Source organism: Aurantimonas sp. C2-5-R2, from assembly GCF_036549495.1.
Classification (GTDB): Bacteria; Pseudomonadota; Alphaproteobacteria; order Rhizobiales; family Rhizobiaceae; genus Aurantimonas; species Aurantimonas coralicida_A.
This window is the reverse complement of sequence record NZ_JAZHLJ010000045.1, coordinates 18253-33691: the sequence shown is the minus strand read 5'-3', so window position 1 is coordinate 33691 and position 15439 is coordinate 18253. Positions and strand designations below refer to the sequence as shown.

Sequence of the window (15439 nt, the reverse complement as noted above, 5' to 3'; positions counted from 1 at the left end):
GAAATCTCAAGCATGCTTTCTCCACCGCATAATCTGCGGTGTTAGAAAGAGTCGCCAAGCCTCGTGACCACACAACCTGCGCAAGAGCCACGAATGCGGGGCAAGTCCACCCCGCCTCTTCGCCACTCTCGGTCTGGCCAGGGGCGACGGCCGATATGCCAGGCTATTGAAGGCGCTCGCCAGGATTGATCTGCTCATCCTGGACGACTGGGGACCCGAGAAACTCGACGACGATCGGCGGCGTGATCTCCTTGAGATCGTCGAGGATCGATACGAGCGGCGGTCGACTATTGTCACCAGCCAAATCCCCGTGGATCGCTGGTGGGAAATCATCGGCAATCCCACGATCGCTGATGCCATCCTCGATCGGCTCGTCCACAATGCCTCCCGCATTGAACTGACAGGAGAGAGCCTGCGAAAGCACCGTCAGATGCCGACGGTCGCATCAAACCCTTGACCTGAACTCCAACCCGAGCACATCATCGAAATCGACCCAGGATAAGTCCAGGAAAGTGGCCGGCTTCAAATCGGAACGGCGGCCGGAATGAAAGCGGAACAGGTGGCCGGCTTCGTCGGAATCCGCATGTCGCATCCAGCGCCCATACGCGTCGACGATGGCCAGGCCCTGCAGCGCTTTGGCAAGCGTCAGGCGGGTCATGCCGAGACGCGCGGCCACCTCGGCGATCGCCGCCTCGCGGGAGCGGCTTTCGCTCGTCCCTTCTAGGGCAGCCTCGGCGGCCCTCGCCTGCTTCGTCCATGCCTGCACAGGTCGCATGCGCTGCTGTCTAACAGCGACCCGGCGCGAAAGCGAGCTTGGCTTATCTAGCTGGCGAGTGCCGCCTTCAGCTTCGGCACCAGGTCGATCTTCTCCCAGGAAAACGAGCCGTCGCGCCCGGGTTTGCGGCCGAAATGGCCATAGGCCGAGGTCTTCGCGTAGATCGGCTTGTTGAGGTCGAGATGACGGCGAATTCCGGTCGGGGACAGATCCATGACCTCCCGAATCGCCGCCTCGATCTGTTCTTCCGTCACCTTCTTGCCGGTGCCGTGCAGATCGACATAGATCGACAGCGGCTGGGCGATGCCGATCGCATAGGCGATCTGGATCGTGCAGCGATCGGCGAGCTTGGCGGCGACCACGTTCTTGGCGAGATAGCGCGCCGCATAGGCGGCGGAACGATCCACCTTGGTGGTGTCCTTGCCGGAGAAGGCGCCGCCGCCGTGCGGCGCCGCGCCACCATAGGTATCGACGATGATCTTGCGGCCGGTAAGGCCGGCGTCGCCGTCGGGGCCGCCGATGACGAATTTCCCCGTCGGATTGATGTACCAAACGCAGTCATCCGCGATCGGAAAATCGCCGAGAGCCTCGCGGATATAGGGTTCGACGACGGCGCGAACTTTGGCCGAGTCCCAGCTTTCCTCGACATGCTGCGTGGACAGGACGATCGAGGTGACCTCGGTCGGATCGCCGTCGACATAGCGGACGGTGACCTGGCTCTTGGCGTCGGGACCCAGCAGCCCGGCGTCGCCCTCGCCCTTTTTGCGCGCGGCCGCCAGAAGCTCGAGGATCTTGTGGGCATAGTAGATCGGCGCCGGCATCAGCTCGGGCGTCTCGCGGCAGGCATAGCCGAACATGATGCCCTGATCGCCGGCGCCCTCGTTCTGAGCGTTCGCCCCATCGATATGCTTGACGTCCGAGGCCTTGNAGTAGATCGGCGCCGGCATCAGCTCGGGCGTCTCGCGGCAGGCATAGCCGAACATGATGCCCTGATCGCCGGCGCCCTCGTTCTGAGCGTTCGCCCCATCGATATGCTTGACGTCCGAGGCCTTGTCGACGCCCTGGGCGATGTCGGCCGACTGCGAATGCAGCAGGACGTCGATCTTCGCGGTCTTCCAGTGAAAGCCGTTCTGGGCATAGCCGATGTCGCGGATGGCGCGGCGAGCGGCGGACTTGAAGCGGGACGGATTGATGACCTCATTGCCGTGCTTGTCGGTCTTCATCAGACTTGGCGGCAGCCGGACTTCACCGGCGATCACGACGCGATTGGTCGTGGCGAGCGTCTCACAGGCGATGCGGACCGACCAGGGATCGACCCCGGTCTTCTTGGCTTCGCGATAGACGAGATCGACGATCTCGTCGGAAATCCGATCGCAAACCTTGTCTGGATGGCCTTCCGAGACGCTTTCGCTGGTGAAGACAAATTCCGAACGCGCCATCTTTACCCCTCTTCGATTCCGGGAATCGCCCGTCTCAACTCCGCAGCCGGTCAACAGCGCGATGGTTCGACGGGACGAAAAGCTGCGTGGCGGGAGATTGGGCTCCCGACACATATATTGCGCGGTGCGGTGTGGGGCAACGAGGGTGGAAGGTCAAGTGCGACTTGCGCCGCCGCCGGGGCGTGCCGCCTTGCAGATCATCCAGACCATGATCGTCTGCGCAACCGACGGGTTGCGCGACCAGCCTCGTCGCATGACGCGGATGCAATTGATCCGGACGCTCGCAGCCAGGCGCCCCGACCTGACGGCCTATCGCGATGGGGAGGGAGGCCGCTTACCGCATAAGCCTCAGTCGCTGCCCGCCGCTACAACCAGCTTGACGGACGCGACACCTCAGGGCTGCGGTCAGCGCGTACCAGCGCTACCATCTGCTCCCGAAACTCGGTCGGATAAGGGGCTCTCGTTCTCGGCATTCGGACACTCTCCAATGAAAGTCAGATCGTGTCCACACAACCGGGGGAACTCCAAAAAGTCTCTTGCCGCAAACCGTCGGCGCAGTCTACTTCCATCTTCCGGTCACTCTTTGGTGCATCAAAATGGAAGTTTCTGTAAGCGTCGGTATCATCACTTACAACAGCGCCAAGACGATCGATTCCACGCTCTCGAGTTTGTCTGCGGCTGCGAGCGCCTTCCCCGGCGAGGTTCGCGTCCTCATTCGCGATAACGGCTCGCAGGACGAGACTGTCTCCTTGATCCAGCGTGCTGTGAAAGCGCAGCCCGCGCGCATCGTCATTGTGCTCGGCGGCGACAACATTGGTTACGGACGCGGGCATAACGCGATCCTCGGCAGAACGAAGGCGCCGATACACGTCATCTGCAACCCTGACATCGTGGTCGGTCCGGATTTCTTCGCGCGCTCCCGTGCGTTTCTCGAGGCAAATCCCGACGTCGGACTGATGAGCCCTCGCATGACCTGGGGCGACGGCACGCTCCAGCATGCCAACCGACGCCATCCCACCGTCCTCGACCTTGCGCTCAGGCGCTTCGCGCCTGGTGTCATTCGCGCGGCATGCAAGGGGCGCATGGCGCGCTACGAGATGGCGGACGTCGGCTACGACCGGGTCGTGGACGTGCCCTTCTGCTCGGGCGCGCTGATGGTCTGCCGCCGCGCGGCGCTCGACGCGGTCGGCGGCTTCGATGATCGCTACTTTCTCTATTTCGAGGACGCCGATCTGTCTCGCATGCTCCAGGGCGCGGGGTGGCGCACCGTCTACAATCCGGACGTCGCGGTGATCCACGGCTGGCAGCGGGCCGCGCATCGCAGCCGGCGTATCGCTTTCGTGATGATCCGCAACGCGATGCGCTACTTTTCGAAGTGGGGCTGGCGGGTCGCATGACGGCGCGTGGAGCCCACCCGAGCGCCGTGATCGATCCGGGCGCCCGGATCGGCGACCGCACGCGGATCTGGCACTTTTCGCATATCTGCGCCGGCGCGGTGATCGGTGCGGATTGCGTGCTCGGCCAGAACGTCTTCATTGCGGATGGCGTCCAAGTTGGCAACCGGGTGCGCATCCAAAACAACGTTTCACTCTACGACGGGGTCGTGCTCGAGGACCAGGTTTTCTGCGGCCCATCCTGCGTCTTTACTAACGTCGCGAATCCGCGGGCCCATGTCTCCCGCCGAGGGGGATACCGCCGGACTATCGTCCGCTGCGGCGCGACGATCGGGGCGAACGCCACGATCGTCTGCGGGCGCGAGGTCGGCGCTTACGCCTTCGTCGCGGCGGGGGCGGTTGTGGTCGACGACGTCGCGCCGCATGTCCTCGTTATGGGCGTGCCCGCTCGGCCGGCGGGTTTCGTCAGCCGCGCCGGCGAGCGGCTCGGCCCCGATTTCGTCTGCCCGCACGACGGCTCTTGCTACGCTTTCCGTAGCGGCGTGCTCGTCGTGCTGGAGGATTAATCGTACCGCGACGCTTGTGCGGCTTGCGGTGTTGGATATGGTGCGCCCCGCGGCGGGCATCGCGGAGCCCGATACCGCGTCGTGACGAACCGGCCGAGGCGAGGACATGGCGAGACGCACAATGATCACGGGAGGCGCGGGCTTCATTGGCTCAGCGCTGGCTCGTCTTCTGATCCACGGGACGACGGACGAGGTCCTCGTCCTCGACGCGCTCACTTATGCCGGCAATGTCGATTCCCTCGCATCCGTGGCGGACGACCCTCGTCTCTCCTTCCGGCGCGCAGATATCGCTGACGACCAGGCGGTCGCGCAGGCCTTCGCAGATTTCTCGCCCGATCTCGTCGTTCACCTCGCCGCGGAGAGCCACGTCGATCGTTCGATCGACGGGCCGGCGGCTTTCGTGCGCACCAACGTGGTGGGTACGGTCGCGCTCCTGCAGGCGGCGCTCGCGCACTGGCGCGGCCTGCCCGCGCATCGCCGGGCCGGCTTTCGCTTCCACCACGTCTCGACCGACGAGGTGTTCGGGTCTCTGGGTCCGGAGGGCGCCTTCTGCGAGACGACGGCCTACGACCCTCGCTCGCCTTATTCGGCTTCGAAAGCCGCGAGCGACCATTTCGTGCGAGCTTGGTGGCATAGCTACGGCCTCCCGACGCTCGTCACGAACTGCTCCAACAATTACGGGCCCTATCAGTTTCCCGAGAAGCTGATCCCGCTGATGATCCTCAACGGCCTGGAGGGCAAGCCGCTCCCGGTCTACGGTCGCGGCGACAACGTGCGCGACTGGCTGCATGTCGACGATCACGTCGCGGCGCTCACCCTCGTCGCGGCCGAGGGAACGCCCGGCGAGACCTACTGCATCGGCGGTGCATCGGAGCGGCGCAACATCGACGTGGTACGCGCCGTGTGCGCGCTCCTCGACGAGGTGGAGCCCGACGCCGACATCGGCCCGCGCAAGGCGCTGATCTCCTTGGTCACCGATCGTCCCGGCCACGACGCGCGCTACGCCATCGATGCCGCCAAGATTATGGCTGAGCTGGGATGGCAGCCACGGCGCGGATTCGAGGCGGGCCTCGCCGAGACGGTGCGCTGGTACCTCGACAACCGCGCCTGGTGGGAGCGCGTCCGCTCGGGTGGCTATCGCGGCGAGCGGCTCGGGAAGGGAGCGGCGTGATGATCATCGGGCCGACGGTGATCGAGGCGGTGAAGACCCTCACTCCCAAGCGCCGCGGCGACGCGCGGGGCTGGTTCGCGGAAACCTGGAAGCGCGGGGCGCTCTTGCGGGCGGGGATCGACGTCGAATTCGTGCAGGACAACGAATCCTTCTCGGACAATATCGGTACTTTGCGGGGGTTGCACTTCCAGGCACCTCCCCACGCCCAGGACAAGCTCGTGCGCGTAGCGCGCGGGCGCATCCTCGACGTCGCGGTCGACCTCCGCCGCGCTTCGCCGACCTACGGGCGCCACGTCGCCGTCGAGCTCTCCTCCGAGACGGGGCGCCAGCTTCTCGTGCCGATCGGATTCGCCCACGGCTTCGTCACGCTCGAGGCGGACACGCTCGTGCTCTACAAGGTGAGCGCGCCCTACGCACCAGCTCACGATCACGGGCTCGCTTTCGACGATCCCGCCCTCGGCATCGCCTGGCCCTTCCCCACAGACACCATGCGGCTCTCCGAAAAGGACGGCCGCCATCCACCGCTCTCTGCGCTGCCGCCGTATTTCGCGTGAGGGACATCGTGCGGATTATCGTGACTGGACGAGAGGGGCAGGTGGCGCGCGCGCTCCGCGCGCTCGCGGACGAGACGGTTGAGATTGTGGCGCTTGCACGACCCGAACTCGATCTCGCCGATCCGGGTAGCATCGAGCCCGCGCTCGCTGCGGCGCGGCCCGACGTGATCGTCAACGCCGCCGCCTACACCGCCGTCGACAAGGCGGAGGCCGATGAAGCGTCCGCTTGCGCGGTCAACGCGATCGGCGCCGGGGCCATCGCGGACGCCGCGGCGTCCCTCGGCGTCCCGGTCGTCCACATCTCGACCGACTATGTATTCGACGGACGCCTCGGCCGACCGTACCGCGAGGAGGACCCGGTCGCCCCACTCGGCGTCTACGGGCGTTCGAAGGCGGCCGGGGAGATCGCCGTGGGGGCCGCGGGGGCGAACCACGCGACCTTGCGGACGGCTTGGGTCTACTCGCCGCACGGCGCGAACTTCCTGCGCACCATGCTGCGTCTCGCAGGCGAGCGCGAGGTGGTGCGGGTCGTCGCCGATCAGCGCGGCGCCCCGACGGCGGCCGCCGATGTCGCGACCGGCGCGCTCGCCGTGGCGCGCCGCCTCGCCGGCGACCCCGCTTCGAATCTGCGCGGCGTCTTTCACATGACGGCCGCCGGCGAGGCGAGCTGGGCCGATTTCGCCGAAGCTATCTTCGCCGAGAGCGCAGCGCGCGGCGGGCCATCGGCGCGCGTCGAGCGGATCGGCACGCGCGACTATCCGACGCCGGCGCCGCGTCCGGCGGATTCGCGGCTCGACTGCACGCGTCTCGCCGCGCGGCACGGCGTGCGGCTGCCGCATTGGCGCGCGCGCGTCGGCGAGACGGTCGCAGCGCACCTCGCAGAGGCGCGGACGCCCGAACTGGGAAGGGGAGACGCATGAAGGGGATCATTCTCGCCGGCGGAGCCGGCACGCGGCTTCACCCGATGACGCATGTCGTCTCGAAGCAGCTCCTGCCGGTCTACGACAAGCCAATGATCTTCTACCCGCTCACGACGCTGATGCTCGCGGGCATCCGGGAGATCCTCGTCATCACGACGCCGGAGGAGCGCGCGCGCTTCGAGGCGCTTCTGGGCGACGGCGGGCGTTGGGGCCTGTCGCTGATTTACGCAACGCAGCCACGTCCGGAGGGGCTCGCGCAAGCCTACCACATTGGCGCCGACTTCGTCGCAGGCGGGCCCTCCGCGCTGATCCTCGGCGACAACGTCTATTTCGGCCACGGCCTGCCCGAAGCGCTCGCGCGCGCCCGGTCGCAGGCGGACTCCGGGGGCGCGGTCGTCTTCGCCTATCGCGTGAGCGATCCCGAGCGCTACGGCGTCGTCGAGTTCGACCAGGCGGACCGGGCGATCTCCATCGAGGAGAAGCCGGCGCGCGCCCGCTCCTCATGGGCCGTGACGGGGCTGTATTTCTACGATGCCGACGTCGTTGAGATCGCCCGCGGCATCCGCCCCTCCGCCCGCGGCGAGCTGGAGATTACGGACGTGAACCGCGCCTACATGGAGCGCGGCGACCTGCGGGTCTCGCGGCTCGGCCGCGGCTTCGCCTGGCTCGACACCGGCACGCCGGACAGCCTGCTCGAGGCCGCCGAATTCGTCCGCGCGCTCGCCAAGCGCCAGGGGCACCGCATCGGCTGCCCGGAAGAGATCGCCTACGCCCTCGGCTGGATCTCGCGCGAGCAACTGGTCGATCTTGCCCGGGAGCTGGGGAAGTCCGATTACGGGCGGTATTTGGAGAGCGTGGCGCGGGAGGGGGCTCCGCCAACGCGCAACGAGGTGACGAGATGACTGTGCGCGCATCACTTTGTGTGCGGAAACTCGGAGGGCTACGCTGTCCGGTTGACGGTCGTGCGTTCCGATGAGCGAGGCAAGCGAGCGTACATCGCCGGCGTGGGTTCGAGCGGGAGCGCTATGATCTCCAATACGGATGGTCTTACGATCGGCACGCGTTACAGGCCGGAGATAGACGGCTTGCGGGCGATCGCCGTGGTGGCAGTCGTCCTGTATCATCTCGACCCGTCTTTCGCTCCAGGAGGATTCCTAGGGGTCGACGTCTTCTTCGTGATTTCAGGTTTCCTGATCGCGACTTCGGTGCTCGCCGATGCTGAGCGGGGGGCGTTCTCGTTCCTTACTTTCTACGACCGCCGCGCGCGCCGACTAGCCGCTCCATTGTTGCTCGTGCTGGCATCGAGCTTCCTGCTCGGATATCTGCTACTGCTGCCGGATGACTACGCGGCTTTCGCATCTTCCGCCTTCGCAGCGGTATTCCTTCACGCCAACCATCATTTCCTCGAGACGACTGGCTACTTCAGCCCAGACGCTCATTCCAAGCCCCTGCTACATACTTGGTCGTTAGCGATTGAAGAGCAGTTCTACATATTTTTTCCCGCGCTGATTGTGGCAGTCCGAAAATGGGGTGGATCGCGTCATCTCGGCGTGCTCGGCGTGGCGGCTGCGCTGTCCTTTGGTGCATGTGTTGCAATCGAGCGAACCTATGGAAGCTTGGCCTTCTTCCTGCTCCCCTTCCGTGCATGGGAAATGCTTCTGGGCGCGTTGCTCGCGGTTGCTATCTTCAAGGACCGCTTCGTTCTTTCAGGTCGGGCGACAGAGTTTTGTTCGACCCTCGGTTTAACGCTCGTTCTAGCGAGCATCGCACTTTTCGATTCAGGGACCCGGCATCCCGGCTTCCCGACTTTGCTTCCATGTGTCGGGGCGGCCATGCTTATTCTCGGCAGCGGCCGTCGCAAAACGTGCGCGGGGCGACTGCTCGCCTCCGCTCCCTTGGTGGGAATGGGGCGGCTCTCTTATGCGCTTTATCTCTGGCACTGGCCGTTGATTGTCTTTGTGATCTACTATCTCGACCGCTCTTTGACCGGCTCGGAGCAAGCGGTGCTGTTCGCAATCTCGATCGCACTCTCCTTCGCGACGCTGGTCCTGGTTGAGAACCCGGTTCGTTTCCGTAAGACGCGTTTTCTTCGTGGCGAGACGCTCTTCGGGACGATCGCCGCAATCGCACTTCTCTCCGGAGCGAGCCTGGCGATTACGCGCTCGGGCGGTCTGCCGCATCGTGTCGATCCCGACGTGTTTCGGATTGCAGATGCTCGAAACGACTGGACGCAGGATCAGATCGACTGCGTCGACCTGCAACCCGAAGCGATCATTGCTGGCGATGTTTGTCGGTTCAGGACCCGTCGGGCTTCGGCGCGACGTGTCCTGCTTTGGGGCGATTCACACGCAACTGCTCTTCTTCCGCCGCTCGCGGACCTCGCTGAGGCGGGCGTGCTCAACCTTACCTTCCTCGCAACTAACGGCTGTCCTCCGATCTTCGACCTCGAGACCGAGAAGGGGGACTGCGCCGCCGCGAACGACGCCGTCAGGATGCGGCTGAAAGCCGAGGAGTTCGATGTCGTGATCGTAGCTGCGAACTGGCAGTCCTACGGGCGTAGCAATCCTGTCCGCTTCCTCACCCCCGAGCAGGGCCAGACTCTGGAGGGGAGGCTTCGGTTCGGCGCGTGGTCCACATTGCGCTGGACGTCAGAGCGTGTTGGAGCGGTCCTGGTAATAGGGCAGGTGCCGGTATACACCGTCGATGTGCCGACCCATCTGGCGCGCGCGCTCTTTTTCGGGCCCCTCGACCGGCTGGCGGGTACTCGACGCCGACCTCCGGCGCCGCGCCTAGATCCGCCTTATCTGCTGGGTGCCGCGCGAGAAGCGGGCGTGCCGATTCTGTCCCCTGCTGCGTCCCTCTGTGTAAGTGGAAATTGCCGAATGATTCAGGATGGGCTCGTCCTCTACAAGGATAGTGGGCACCTCTCGAGTCGAGGCGCACGCGCCGTATTGACGGACCCACTCGCCCGCGCCTTGATGCGCCTACCCGAACGCGATTGAGGGGATCTACCGCCTCTCGAAAGCCCCGTACAGGCAGTACTGCGTCAGCGCGCGCGCTAGCAAAGCCGATCGAGCGGGCATGTGGAAGACGCGGCGAAGTGTGAATCCGCTCTGGGCGAGGCGCTCCGTGAGCCTTGCCTCGTCGTAGTAGACCTTATGGTCCGGGTCGGCCCGGTACCCTATCTCGCCGGGCACGCCGACGACGAGCGTGCCGCCGGGCTTCAGGACGCGATGCGCCTGCGCGAGCAGCGGGCCGGGCTCGGCGATGTGCTCGAGGACGTTGTCGAGGACCGCCCCGTCGAAGGAGGCTTCCTCGAAGGGCAGCGCGTCGAAGGGCATGACGTAGGCCTCGAGCCCGCGCGCGCGGCAGTGGGCGACGAGCTTCGGGTTGACGTCGACCCCGACCGTCCCAGCGCGGAAGGCGAGGAAGTCCCCGATCCCGCAGCCGATGTCGAGAACCCGGCTGGAGAGCTCGAGAGACAGGCGCGGGTAGAGCATGTAGCGCCGGTAGAGCAATCCTTTCAGGCTACGTCCGCGCAGGTAGTCGTAGTAGGTCTCATTGTCGGTCATATCGCTTCCGCAAGCTCGAGATAGGCCGCCGTGCAGGTAGCCTGCCGGAAGCGGCTCGGCAGTAGGCTCTCCGTCGAACGAAGATCCCGCCGCAGGCGCGCCGCGTTCAGGATCGCGTCGGGAAGGTGATCGAGATCGTCGAATAGCGCGCCGTTGATGCCGGGATCGACGATCTCGCGGTTACCGTCGACGTCGCGCAGCACGACCGGAACGCCGAGGTGGAGAGCCTCGAGTACCGCGCGGCTCACACCCTCAGACAGCGATGGCAGAACGAGCGCGTCCGCCCCCGCGACTACCGAGTGCGGATCCGCGAGATGGCCGTGCACGGTGACGGCCTCTGCGAACCCCAGCGCATCGGCACGGGCGCGCACCGCTCCGGCGAGGGGGCCATCACCGACAATGTCGAGGACGGCGTCGACGCCGCGCACTCGCAATGCGCCGAGCGCGTCCAGGAGCGCGAGCGGCTGCTTGCGGGCGCTCAGGCTGCCCAGGAAAACCACGCGCGGATGCGGACCGCCCGCACGTGGGCGGCGCGCCTGCTCCAGAGGGGCCTCGTCGACGAAGTTGCCGACGATCGCCGGGCTACGCCCGATGTAGCGGGCGATCTGATCCGCCATCGGTCCCGTCATGGCGACGACCGCATCCGCGAGCCGCAGCGCCGCCAGATGGCCGGCCGCGATCGCGGGGCCGATCCGGCCGTAGTCGAAGAGGTAGTTCTGGGGCAGGTTGCCGCGTACGCTGGCGATCCACCGCGCACCGCGCCGGGCCGCGAGCGCTGTCATGTCCGCCGACAGGCAGAAGGAGATGATCGCCGCGTCGTCTCGTCCGCCCGCGGCCTCCAGCTGCTTCCCCAGGAAGCGCGTCCCGTTGCGGAAGCCGCCGGGTCCGGTCAGCACCCTAATGTCCCGGCTGATCTCGGCATCGATGCCGGGACCGTCGCGCAGGGCGACGAAGGTCACCGGGCGCGTGCGCGCGAGCGCGTTGGCGAGCGCGACGGCGCCTTTAACCGGTCCCGTCGAGCTGAGCGAGGGCACCACGACGAAGAGCCGCTTCATTTCGCCTCCCACAGGGCGGCGCCGGCGATCAGAATCGCCTCGGCCCGGCGGCTCCAGGTATGCGCGCGGCGGTAGCTCTCATGCGCGGCGGCGCCGATCGTGGCCCGGAGCGTGGGATCGGCGACGAGCCGATCCAGCCGCTCGAGCCAGGCGTCGACGTCGTCGGGTGCGGCGAGCAGCGCGGTGCGGCCGTCCTCCAGCACCTCGCGCAGCACCGGCAGGTCGGAGGAGACGACGGCGCTGCCCGAGCCGAGATACTCGAACATCTTCATGGGCGACATCCAGCGCGCCGTGTCGTGACCGGCAACGCCGATCGACACCGAGCTTTGGTAGGGCATCAGCAGGATATCGCAGGCCGCCATGGCCGCGCGCGCCGTCCCGTGGGGGACGAAGCCGGCATACACGACGTTAGCGCCGGCGTTCTCCGTCCGTCGCACGGCGATGTCATGCTCCGAGCCCCCAAAGACGAGGAAGACCATATCGGGCCTTTTCCGCGCCACGGCCTCTATGATCTCGATCCCGCGCCCGGCGTAGAGCTGTCCGAAATACCCGGCTGTCGCCGCGAAGTCGGTGAGGTCGCGTCCGACGATCTTCCCCAGCACGGGGCGCTTCTGCTCGGCGGGTAGCGGCGCGAGTCCGTCCGGCGCCGCGTCGTGCAAGACGACGGTGCGAGTCGGCGCGACACCGAGATGCTCAGCGAGGAGCGCCTCAAGCTCCCTGGAGATTACGATCGTGGTGACGTGCGGGCGCGTGGAGACGGCGCGCTGAAGGCGGCGCCGAAAGCCCGGCTCCAGCTGATGCGTCTCGAACAGGATCGGTCGGCCCAGCACGCATGCGAACAGCCAGGAGGCGTAGAGATTGCGCGACAGGATCACGTTCGGCCGCGGGCCGGCGATCAGCCGTGCGAGAGCCCGCGCGGTGATCAGGATCTGGTCGCCGAACGGAAAGGGATTGTGAACGCTCGCGAGGCGCATGGCCTCCGGATCGACGCCATAGGCACCCGCCACCGCCTTCGGCAGGTCGGCGGCGCGGCGCACCGTCCGGTGCGCGACGAGGGTGACGTCCGCACCTGCGGCCTTCAGGCCAGCGCATTGATGCACGACGTGCACGGAGTTCGCGGTCCGCGAAGGCAGCGCGGACGGAGAGATGTAGAGGACCTCGATCACGCCCAGCCGCTCCCCGTCCGCAGCGATGGATGCCAGCCGATCCCCGGATAGTCGATGAAGCCCCAATCGCCCGCGCGCGGGGGGTCGAAGGCACACTCGATCCGCGCGATCGTCAGAATTCGGAACCAAGAGTCCCACAGGTTCGCCTCGTCCCAGCCGCGGGAATAGCGGCTCCAATGCGTGTGAATGCGGTCGTGCTTCGGCCGCTGAAGGGTGAGGGCGTAGCGCGCGCGCTCCTTGAAGAGGGCGAGATTGCGCCCGCTGGCGAGCCGTTCCGCGAAGCCCGGCCAGCTGCGCATTCGCGGACGCACGCGCAGGCTCTCGCAGAAGCCGCCGTCTTGCAGCTGCTCGGACACGATCGTGTCGCGCGTGCGCGCAAGGAGCCCGCGGACGTCGGAACGGTCCGCCGCGCGCCCATCGGGAGTGAGGACGAAGACGGCGTCGTAATCGAAGCAGCCTCCACCCCCGGGATACGGCGCGAAGTGCCCCAGCGGATCGCAAAGCGACGCGACGGCGGTGATGGCCTCGGCCTCGCGCGGGTTTTTCGCGCCGAGGAGCTCGAAGATCTCGTATTGGTGATAGCCGTTCTGGAAATGCAGATGGGTGAGTCCCGCGTCCGGCCCCCAGAAGCCGAATCGGTTCATCGCCGCGCTGTGCGTCTCGACCCATCTCCCGAGCGCCGGACGCGTGTCGCGGCCCGCAAAGCGACGTAGGTGCAACAGGAAGATCGCGAGGAACATGGCTTGGTTGCCGGACTGCGCACGCCCTTCGAGCGCGCCTGCCTCCGCGAGCGCGGCACCCGCGTCGTCCGGCACCTGCTCCTTGACCAGATCGAGGAGCGGGTCGTCATCGAGTGCGCCCAGCGTGGCGAGGGCGCTCAGAGTGAAGCATAAGAGCTGCCGATAGGCCTTGTCCCGCGGCACCGGTCCGCACGGCTTCCCACGCGCGGCGCGCAGGTCGCGTCGCAAGGCCGGCACGAGATCGTCGCGGGAACCGTGGAGGGCCGCGCGCGCGCCGATGAGGTGCAGGCCGAACACGGCAAAGCAACGCGCATAGGACGTCGGCTCGGCGCGGGGGGTCAGCCTGTAGTCCGCCGACCCAGCGCGACACCGGTCGATGAAGGCGTGGTAGCGGGTCCGTGCGCCCCCGATGCAGTCGTGCCACGAAGTTGCGGCATCCTGTTCGTCCATTGCTACTGTCATCTCCTCGACTGCCTCGCCCAAGCCTTTTGTCTGGCTCACGGCCGCGAGGCGGATCGGGTCCGCGACGTCCGCCGGAACGGGACACCGTTCCCGGCGAGCACTATTCCAATCAAGATGCAATAGGGAATGCCGAGCGTCCCAGTCGTCCACAGGGCCGTCGAGTAGGCGAAGAAGTCGAACAGAACGCTCGCATGCCACCCGATCGCCACTAGTGCTAGGCCCATCACGATGGGCTCGGACGTCGCTGCGATCCGTGACAGAAGCAGGACGGTGATCACGGCAAACCAGAGAACGGTGAGCGCCAGCCCGACGAACCCCGCCTCGATAAGTATCTGGAGCGCTAGTGGCGTCGGGCCGCGCAGGCCGATGACGCTGAACATGATGTCGCTACGATCCGCCCCCAGGAGATAGCTCTGGTTGATCGCCGACCCACCCAGCCCGAACAGAACCTGGGGCGTGTCGAAACGAGCCACGACCGTGAACGCGTCGATGATGATCCGGAGTCGCCCGAGCTGGATGTTGGTGTTCTCCTCCAGCGTCAGCCGGGACGCATTCATCTCATGGTCGAAATCGCGAACTAGATAATCCCGAACGTACCTGGCAGCGAAAGGGGTGAGCCTGGGCTCACCGCTTTCGATGCCACTCCCTCGATCTCCCCCGAAGAGGGTTGTAAAGCCGCCTCCAGCGGTGCCTGCGGGGTTGAGCGAGGGGATGCTGGAAATGCCGCCGAATACCGCCGCAAATATGGAGAAGGCCAGCACGGACGCGACCCCGATGCGCTTCAAAGCACCGCACCGTGCCCAAGCGTACTCGGTGCCGAGCCGAACACGTGCAACTAGGATCGTCGCGACAGCCGACATGACGATCAAGGCCGGCAGCATGATGACGATCGCTCGCTTCTCGCCGACGATGCCGAAAAAGACGAAGAGCGGTACGAACAGCGCAATGGCCGGCTTGAAGATCAGCGCGAGCGGCACTACCGTAGCGATCGCCACCATAGGCAGCAAGAGGCCGAGTTGCCCAGCACTCTGATGGAGCGTGCCGATCCAGTGCTTCTCATCGATGCCGATCGTCGCCAGTTTGACAGCCGCGACGGCCGGCTGAACAGCCAGAAAGGCAAGGGACAGCAGGACCAATGTGCGGACCGCACGCCGATCCTCCGCGACAGCGAGGCCGCATGCTATCAGGAGGGCGGGGCCGATCGCTTGGCGGGCGAAGAGCGCTCCCCCGAGCAGTCCCTCGCCATTGCCGAGTGCCGATACGAAGCCTACCAACGCCAGCATGATCAGTGGCACGAGAAGGACGAGCGCCCGGCGCGCCGCCATCGGGCGGAAGACTGCCACCCAGGCGAACGCCAGCAGGCCGGCGGCCTCGATAGCCGCTTTTATGGCTGCCTCCGGGAGGCCGAGCCCGATTGTGACGCCCTGTGTCAGCGATAGTACGAGGGTTGCAGCGAGCAGCAGATGAAGCACAACCGGACGGCTTAGAACCGGACGGCTTAGGACGTGCGCGCGGATCATCGGAACGCGGTCACAGCTCGTTTGCATCTTCAAGTTAAGCATCCGATGGGTCTTTGTTGGGAGCGTAGCACCCGGCGATGTCGTTCGACAACGATAACGCCCGCG

General features: G+C 66.1%; 13 protein-coding genes and 4 pseudogenes. 9 read left to right on the top strand and 8 right to left on the bottom strand.

What is annotated here, in order from left to right:
• Nucleotides 1–109 precede the first annotated feature (109 nt).
• Nucleotides 110–457 (top strand): annotated as a pseudogene (locus VQ044_RS16905) (ATP-binding protein); the annotation flags it as partial.
• On the opposite strand, the gene VQ044_RS16900 reads toward VQ044_RS16905, so the two are convergent.
• From VQ044_RS16900 to VQ044_RS25755, 3 genes and pseudogenes are all read right to left on the bottom strand, one after another.
• The gene (locus VQ044_RS16900; protein ID WP_331827727.1) at nucleotides 446–676 is read right to left on the bottom strand and encodes a hypothetical protein; all 231 of its coding nucleotides are present in this window, start codon (nucleotides 674–676) and stop codon (nucleotides 446–448) included. The pseudogene VQ044_RS16905 and the gene VQ044_RS16900 sit on opposite strands and share 12 nt — an antisense overlap.
• A gap of 146 nt (nucleotides 677–822) precedes the next feature.
• Nucleotides 823–1656 (bottom strand): annotated as a pseudogene (metK, locus tag VQ044_RS25760) (methionine adenosyltransferase); the annotation flags it as partial.
• A 105-nt stretch (nucleotides 1657–1761) separates the two neighbouring features.
• Nucleotides 1762–2214: pseudogene (locus tag VQ044_RS25755) on the bottom strand (S-adenosylmethionine synthetase N-terminal domain-containing protein); the annotation flags it as partial.
• 181 nt (nucleotides 2215–2395) lie between these two features.
• On the opposite strand from VQ044_RS25755, the pseudogene VQ044_RS16890 reads away from it, so the two are divergent.
• From VQ044_RS16890 to VQ044_RS16855, 8 genes and pseudogenes are all read left to right on the top strand, one after another.
• A pseudogene (locus tag VQ044_RS16890) lies at nucleotides 2396–2539 on the top strand (IS110 family transposase); the annotation flags it as partial.
• A 271-nt stretch (nucleotides 2540–2810) separates the two neighbouring features.
• A complete protein-coding gene (locus tag VQ044_RS16885) occupies nucleotides 2811–3611 on the top strand; it encodes a glycosyltransferase family 2 protein (RefSeq protein ID WP_327648367.1) in 801 nt (266 codons plus the stop codon).
• Complete coding sequence (locus VQ044_RS16880; RefSeq protein WP_327648365.1) at nucleotides 3608–4174, top strand: N-acetyltransferase; 567 nt, start codon at nucleotides 3608–3610, stop codon at nucleotides 4172–4174. The genes VQ044_RS16885 and VQ044_RS16880 overlap by 4 nt, the downstream gene beginning before the upstream one ends.
• A 106-nt stretch (nucleotides 4175–4280) precedes the next feature.
• Nucleotides 4281–5345, top strand: coding sequence for a dTDP-glucose 4,6-dehydratase (gene rfbB / locus VQ044_RS16875; RefSeq protein WP_327648363.1), 1065 nt, complete (start codon nucleotides 4281–4283; stop codon nucleotides 5343–5345).
• Nucleotides 5345–5899, top strand: a complete 555-nt coding sequence (gene rfbC / locus VQ044_RS16870) for a dTDP-4-dehydrorhamnose 3,5-epimerase (RefSeq protein WP_327648361.1) — start codon at nucleotides 5345–5347, stop codon at nucleotides 5897–5899. Before rfbB ends, rfbC begins: the two co-directional genes overlap by 1 nt.
• Before the next feature lie 8 nt (nucleotides 5900–5907).
• Nucleotides 5908–6819: a dTDP-4-dehydrorhamnose reductase gene (gene rfbD, locus VQ044_RS16865; protein ID WP_327648359.1), complete on the top strand. Its 912-nt coding sequence runs from the start codon at nucleotides 5908–5910 to the stop codon at nucleotides 6817–6819.
• Nucleotides 6816–7721, top strand: coding sequence for a glucose-1-phosphate thymidylyltransferase RfbA (rfbA, locus tag VQ044_RS16860; RefSeq protein WP_327648358.1), 906 nt, complete (start codon nucleotides 6816–6818; stop codon nucleotides 7719–7721). The genes rfbD and rfbA overlap by 4 nt, the downstream gene beginning before the upstream one ends.
• Before the next feature lie 123 nt (nucleotides 7722–7844).
• Nucleotides 7845–9821, top strand: a complete 1977-nt coding sequence (locus VQ044_RS16855) for an acyltransferase family protein (RefSeq protein ID WP_327648356.1) — start codon at nucleotides 7845–7847, stop codon at nucleotides 9819–9821.
• Between the two features lie 6 nt (nucleotides 9822–9827).
• On the opposite strand, the gene VQ044_RS16850 is transcribed toward VQ044_RS16855, so the two are convergent.
• Genes VQ044_RS16850 through VQ044_RS16830 form a run of 5 tightly spaced genes read right to left on the bottom strand, consistent with a single transcriptional unit; the run spans nucleotide 9828 to nucleotide 15286 of the window.
• Complete coding sequence (locus VQ044_RS16850; RefSeq protein ID WP_327648354.1) at nucleotides 9828–10391, bottom strand: class I SAM-dependent methyltransferase; 564 nt, start codon at nucleotides 10389–10391, stop codon at nucleotides 9828–9830.
• Nucleotides 10388–11446, bottom strand: a complete 1059-nt coding sequence (locus VQ044_RS16845; protein ID WP_327648353.1) for a glycosyltransferase — start codon at nucleotides 11444–11446, stop codon at nucleotides 10388–10390. Before VQ044_RS16845 ends, VQ044_RS16850 begins: the two co-directional genes overlap by 4 nt.
• Nucleotides 11443–12612 (bottom strand): glycosyltransferase family 4 protein, encoded by a 1170-nt coding sequence (locus VQ044_RS16840; protein WP_327648352.1) that lies wholly within the window; start codon nucleotides 12610–12612, stop codon nucleotides 11443–11445. The genes VQ044_RS16845 and VQ044_RS16840 overlap by 4 nt, the downstream gene beginning before the upstream one ends.
• On the bottom strand, nucleotides 12609–13802 hold the full coding sequence (locus tag VQ044_RS16835; protein WP_327648351.1) for a hypothetical protein: 1194 nt from the start codon (nucleotides 13800–13802) through the stop codon (nucleotides 12609–12611). The genes VQ044_RS16840 and VQ044_RS16835 overlap by 4 nt, the downstream gene beginning before the upstream one ends.
• Nucleotides 13803–13849: 47 nt before the next feature.
• Nucleotides 13850–15286 (bottom strand): hypothetical protein, encoded by a 1437-nt coding sequence (locus tag VQ044_RS16830; protein ID WP_327648350.1) that lies wholly within the window; start codon nucleotides 15284–15286, stop codon nucleotides 13850–13852.
• Nucleotides 15287–15439 lie beyond the last annotated feature (153 nt).

Excerpts from the sequence above, each read along its gene's own strand:
- VQ044_RS16885 (WP_327648367.1), top strand. The coding sequence starts at position 2,811 with ATGGAAGTTTCTGTAAGCGTCGGTATCATCACTTACAACAGCGCCAAG.
- VQ044_RS16880 (WP_327648365.1), top strand. The coding sequence starts at position 3,608 with ATGACGGCGCGTGGAGCCCACCCGAGCGCCGTGATCGATCCGGGCGCC.
- rfbB (WP_327648363.1), top strand. The coding sequence starts at position 4,281 with ATGGCGAGACGCACAATGATCACGGGAGGCGCGGGCTTCATTGGCTCA.
- rfbC (WP_327648361.1), top strand. The coding sequence starts at position 5,345 with ATGATCATCGGGCCGACGGTGATCGAGGCGGTGAAGACCCTCACTCCC.
- rfbA (WP_327648358.1), top strand. The coding sequence starts at position 6,816 with ATGAAGGGGATCATTCTCGCCGGCGGAGCCGGCACGCGGCTTCACCCG.
- VQ044_RS16855 (WP_327648356.1), top strand. The coding sequence starts at position 7,845 with ATGATCTCCAATACGGATGGTCTTACGATCGGCACGCGTTACAGGCCG.
- VQ044_RS16850 (WP_327648354.1), bottom strand. The coding sequence starts at position 10,391 with ATGACCGACAATGAGACCTACTACGACTACCTGCGCGGACGTAGCCTG.
- VQ044_RS16845 (WP_327648353.1), bottom strand. The coding sequence starts at position 11,446 with ATGAAGCGGCTCTTCGTCGTGGTGCCCTCGCTCAGCTCGACGGGACCG.
- VQ044_RS16835 (WP_327648351.1), bottom strand. The coding sequence starts at position 13,802 with ATGGACGAACAGGATGCCGCAACTTCGTGGCACGACTGCATCGGGGGC.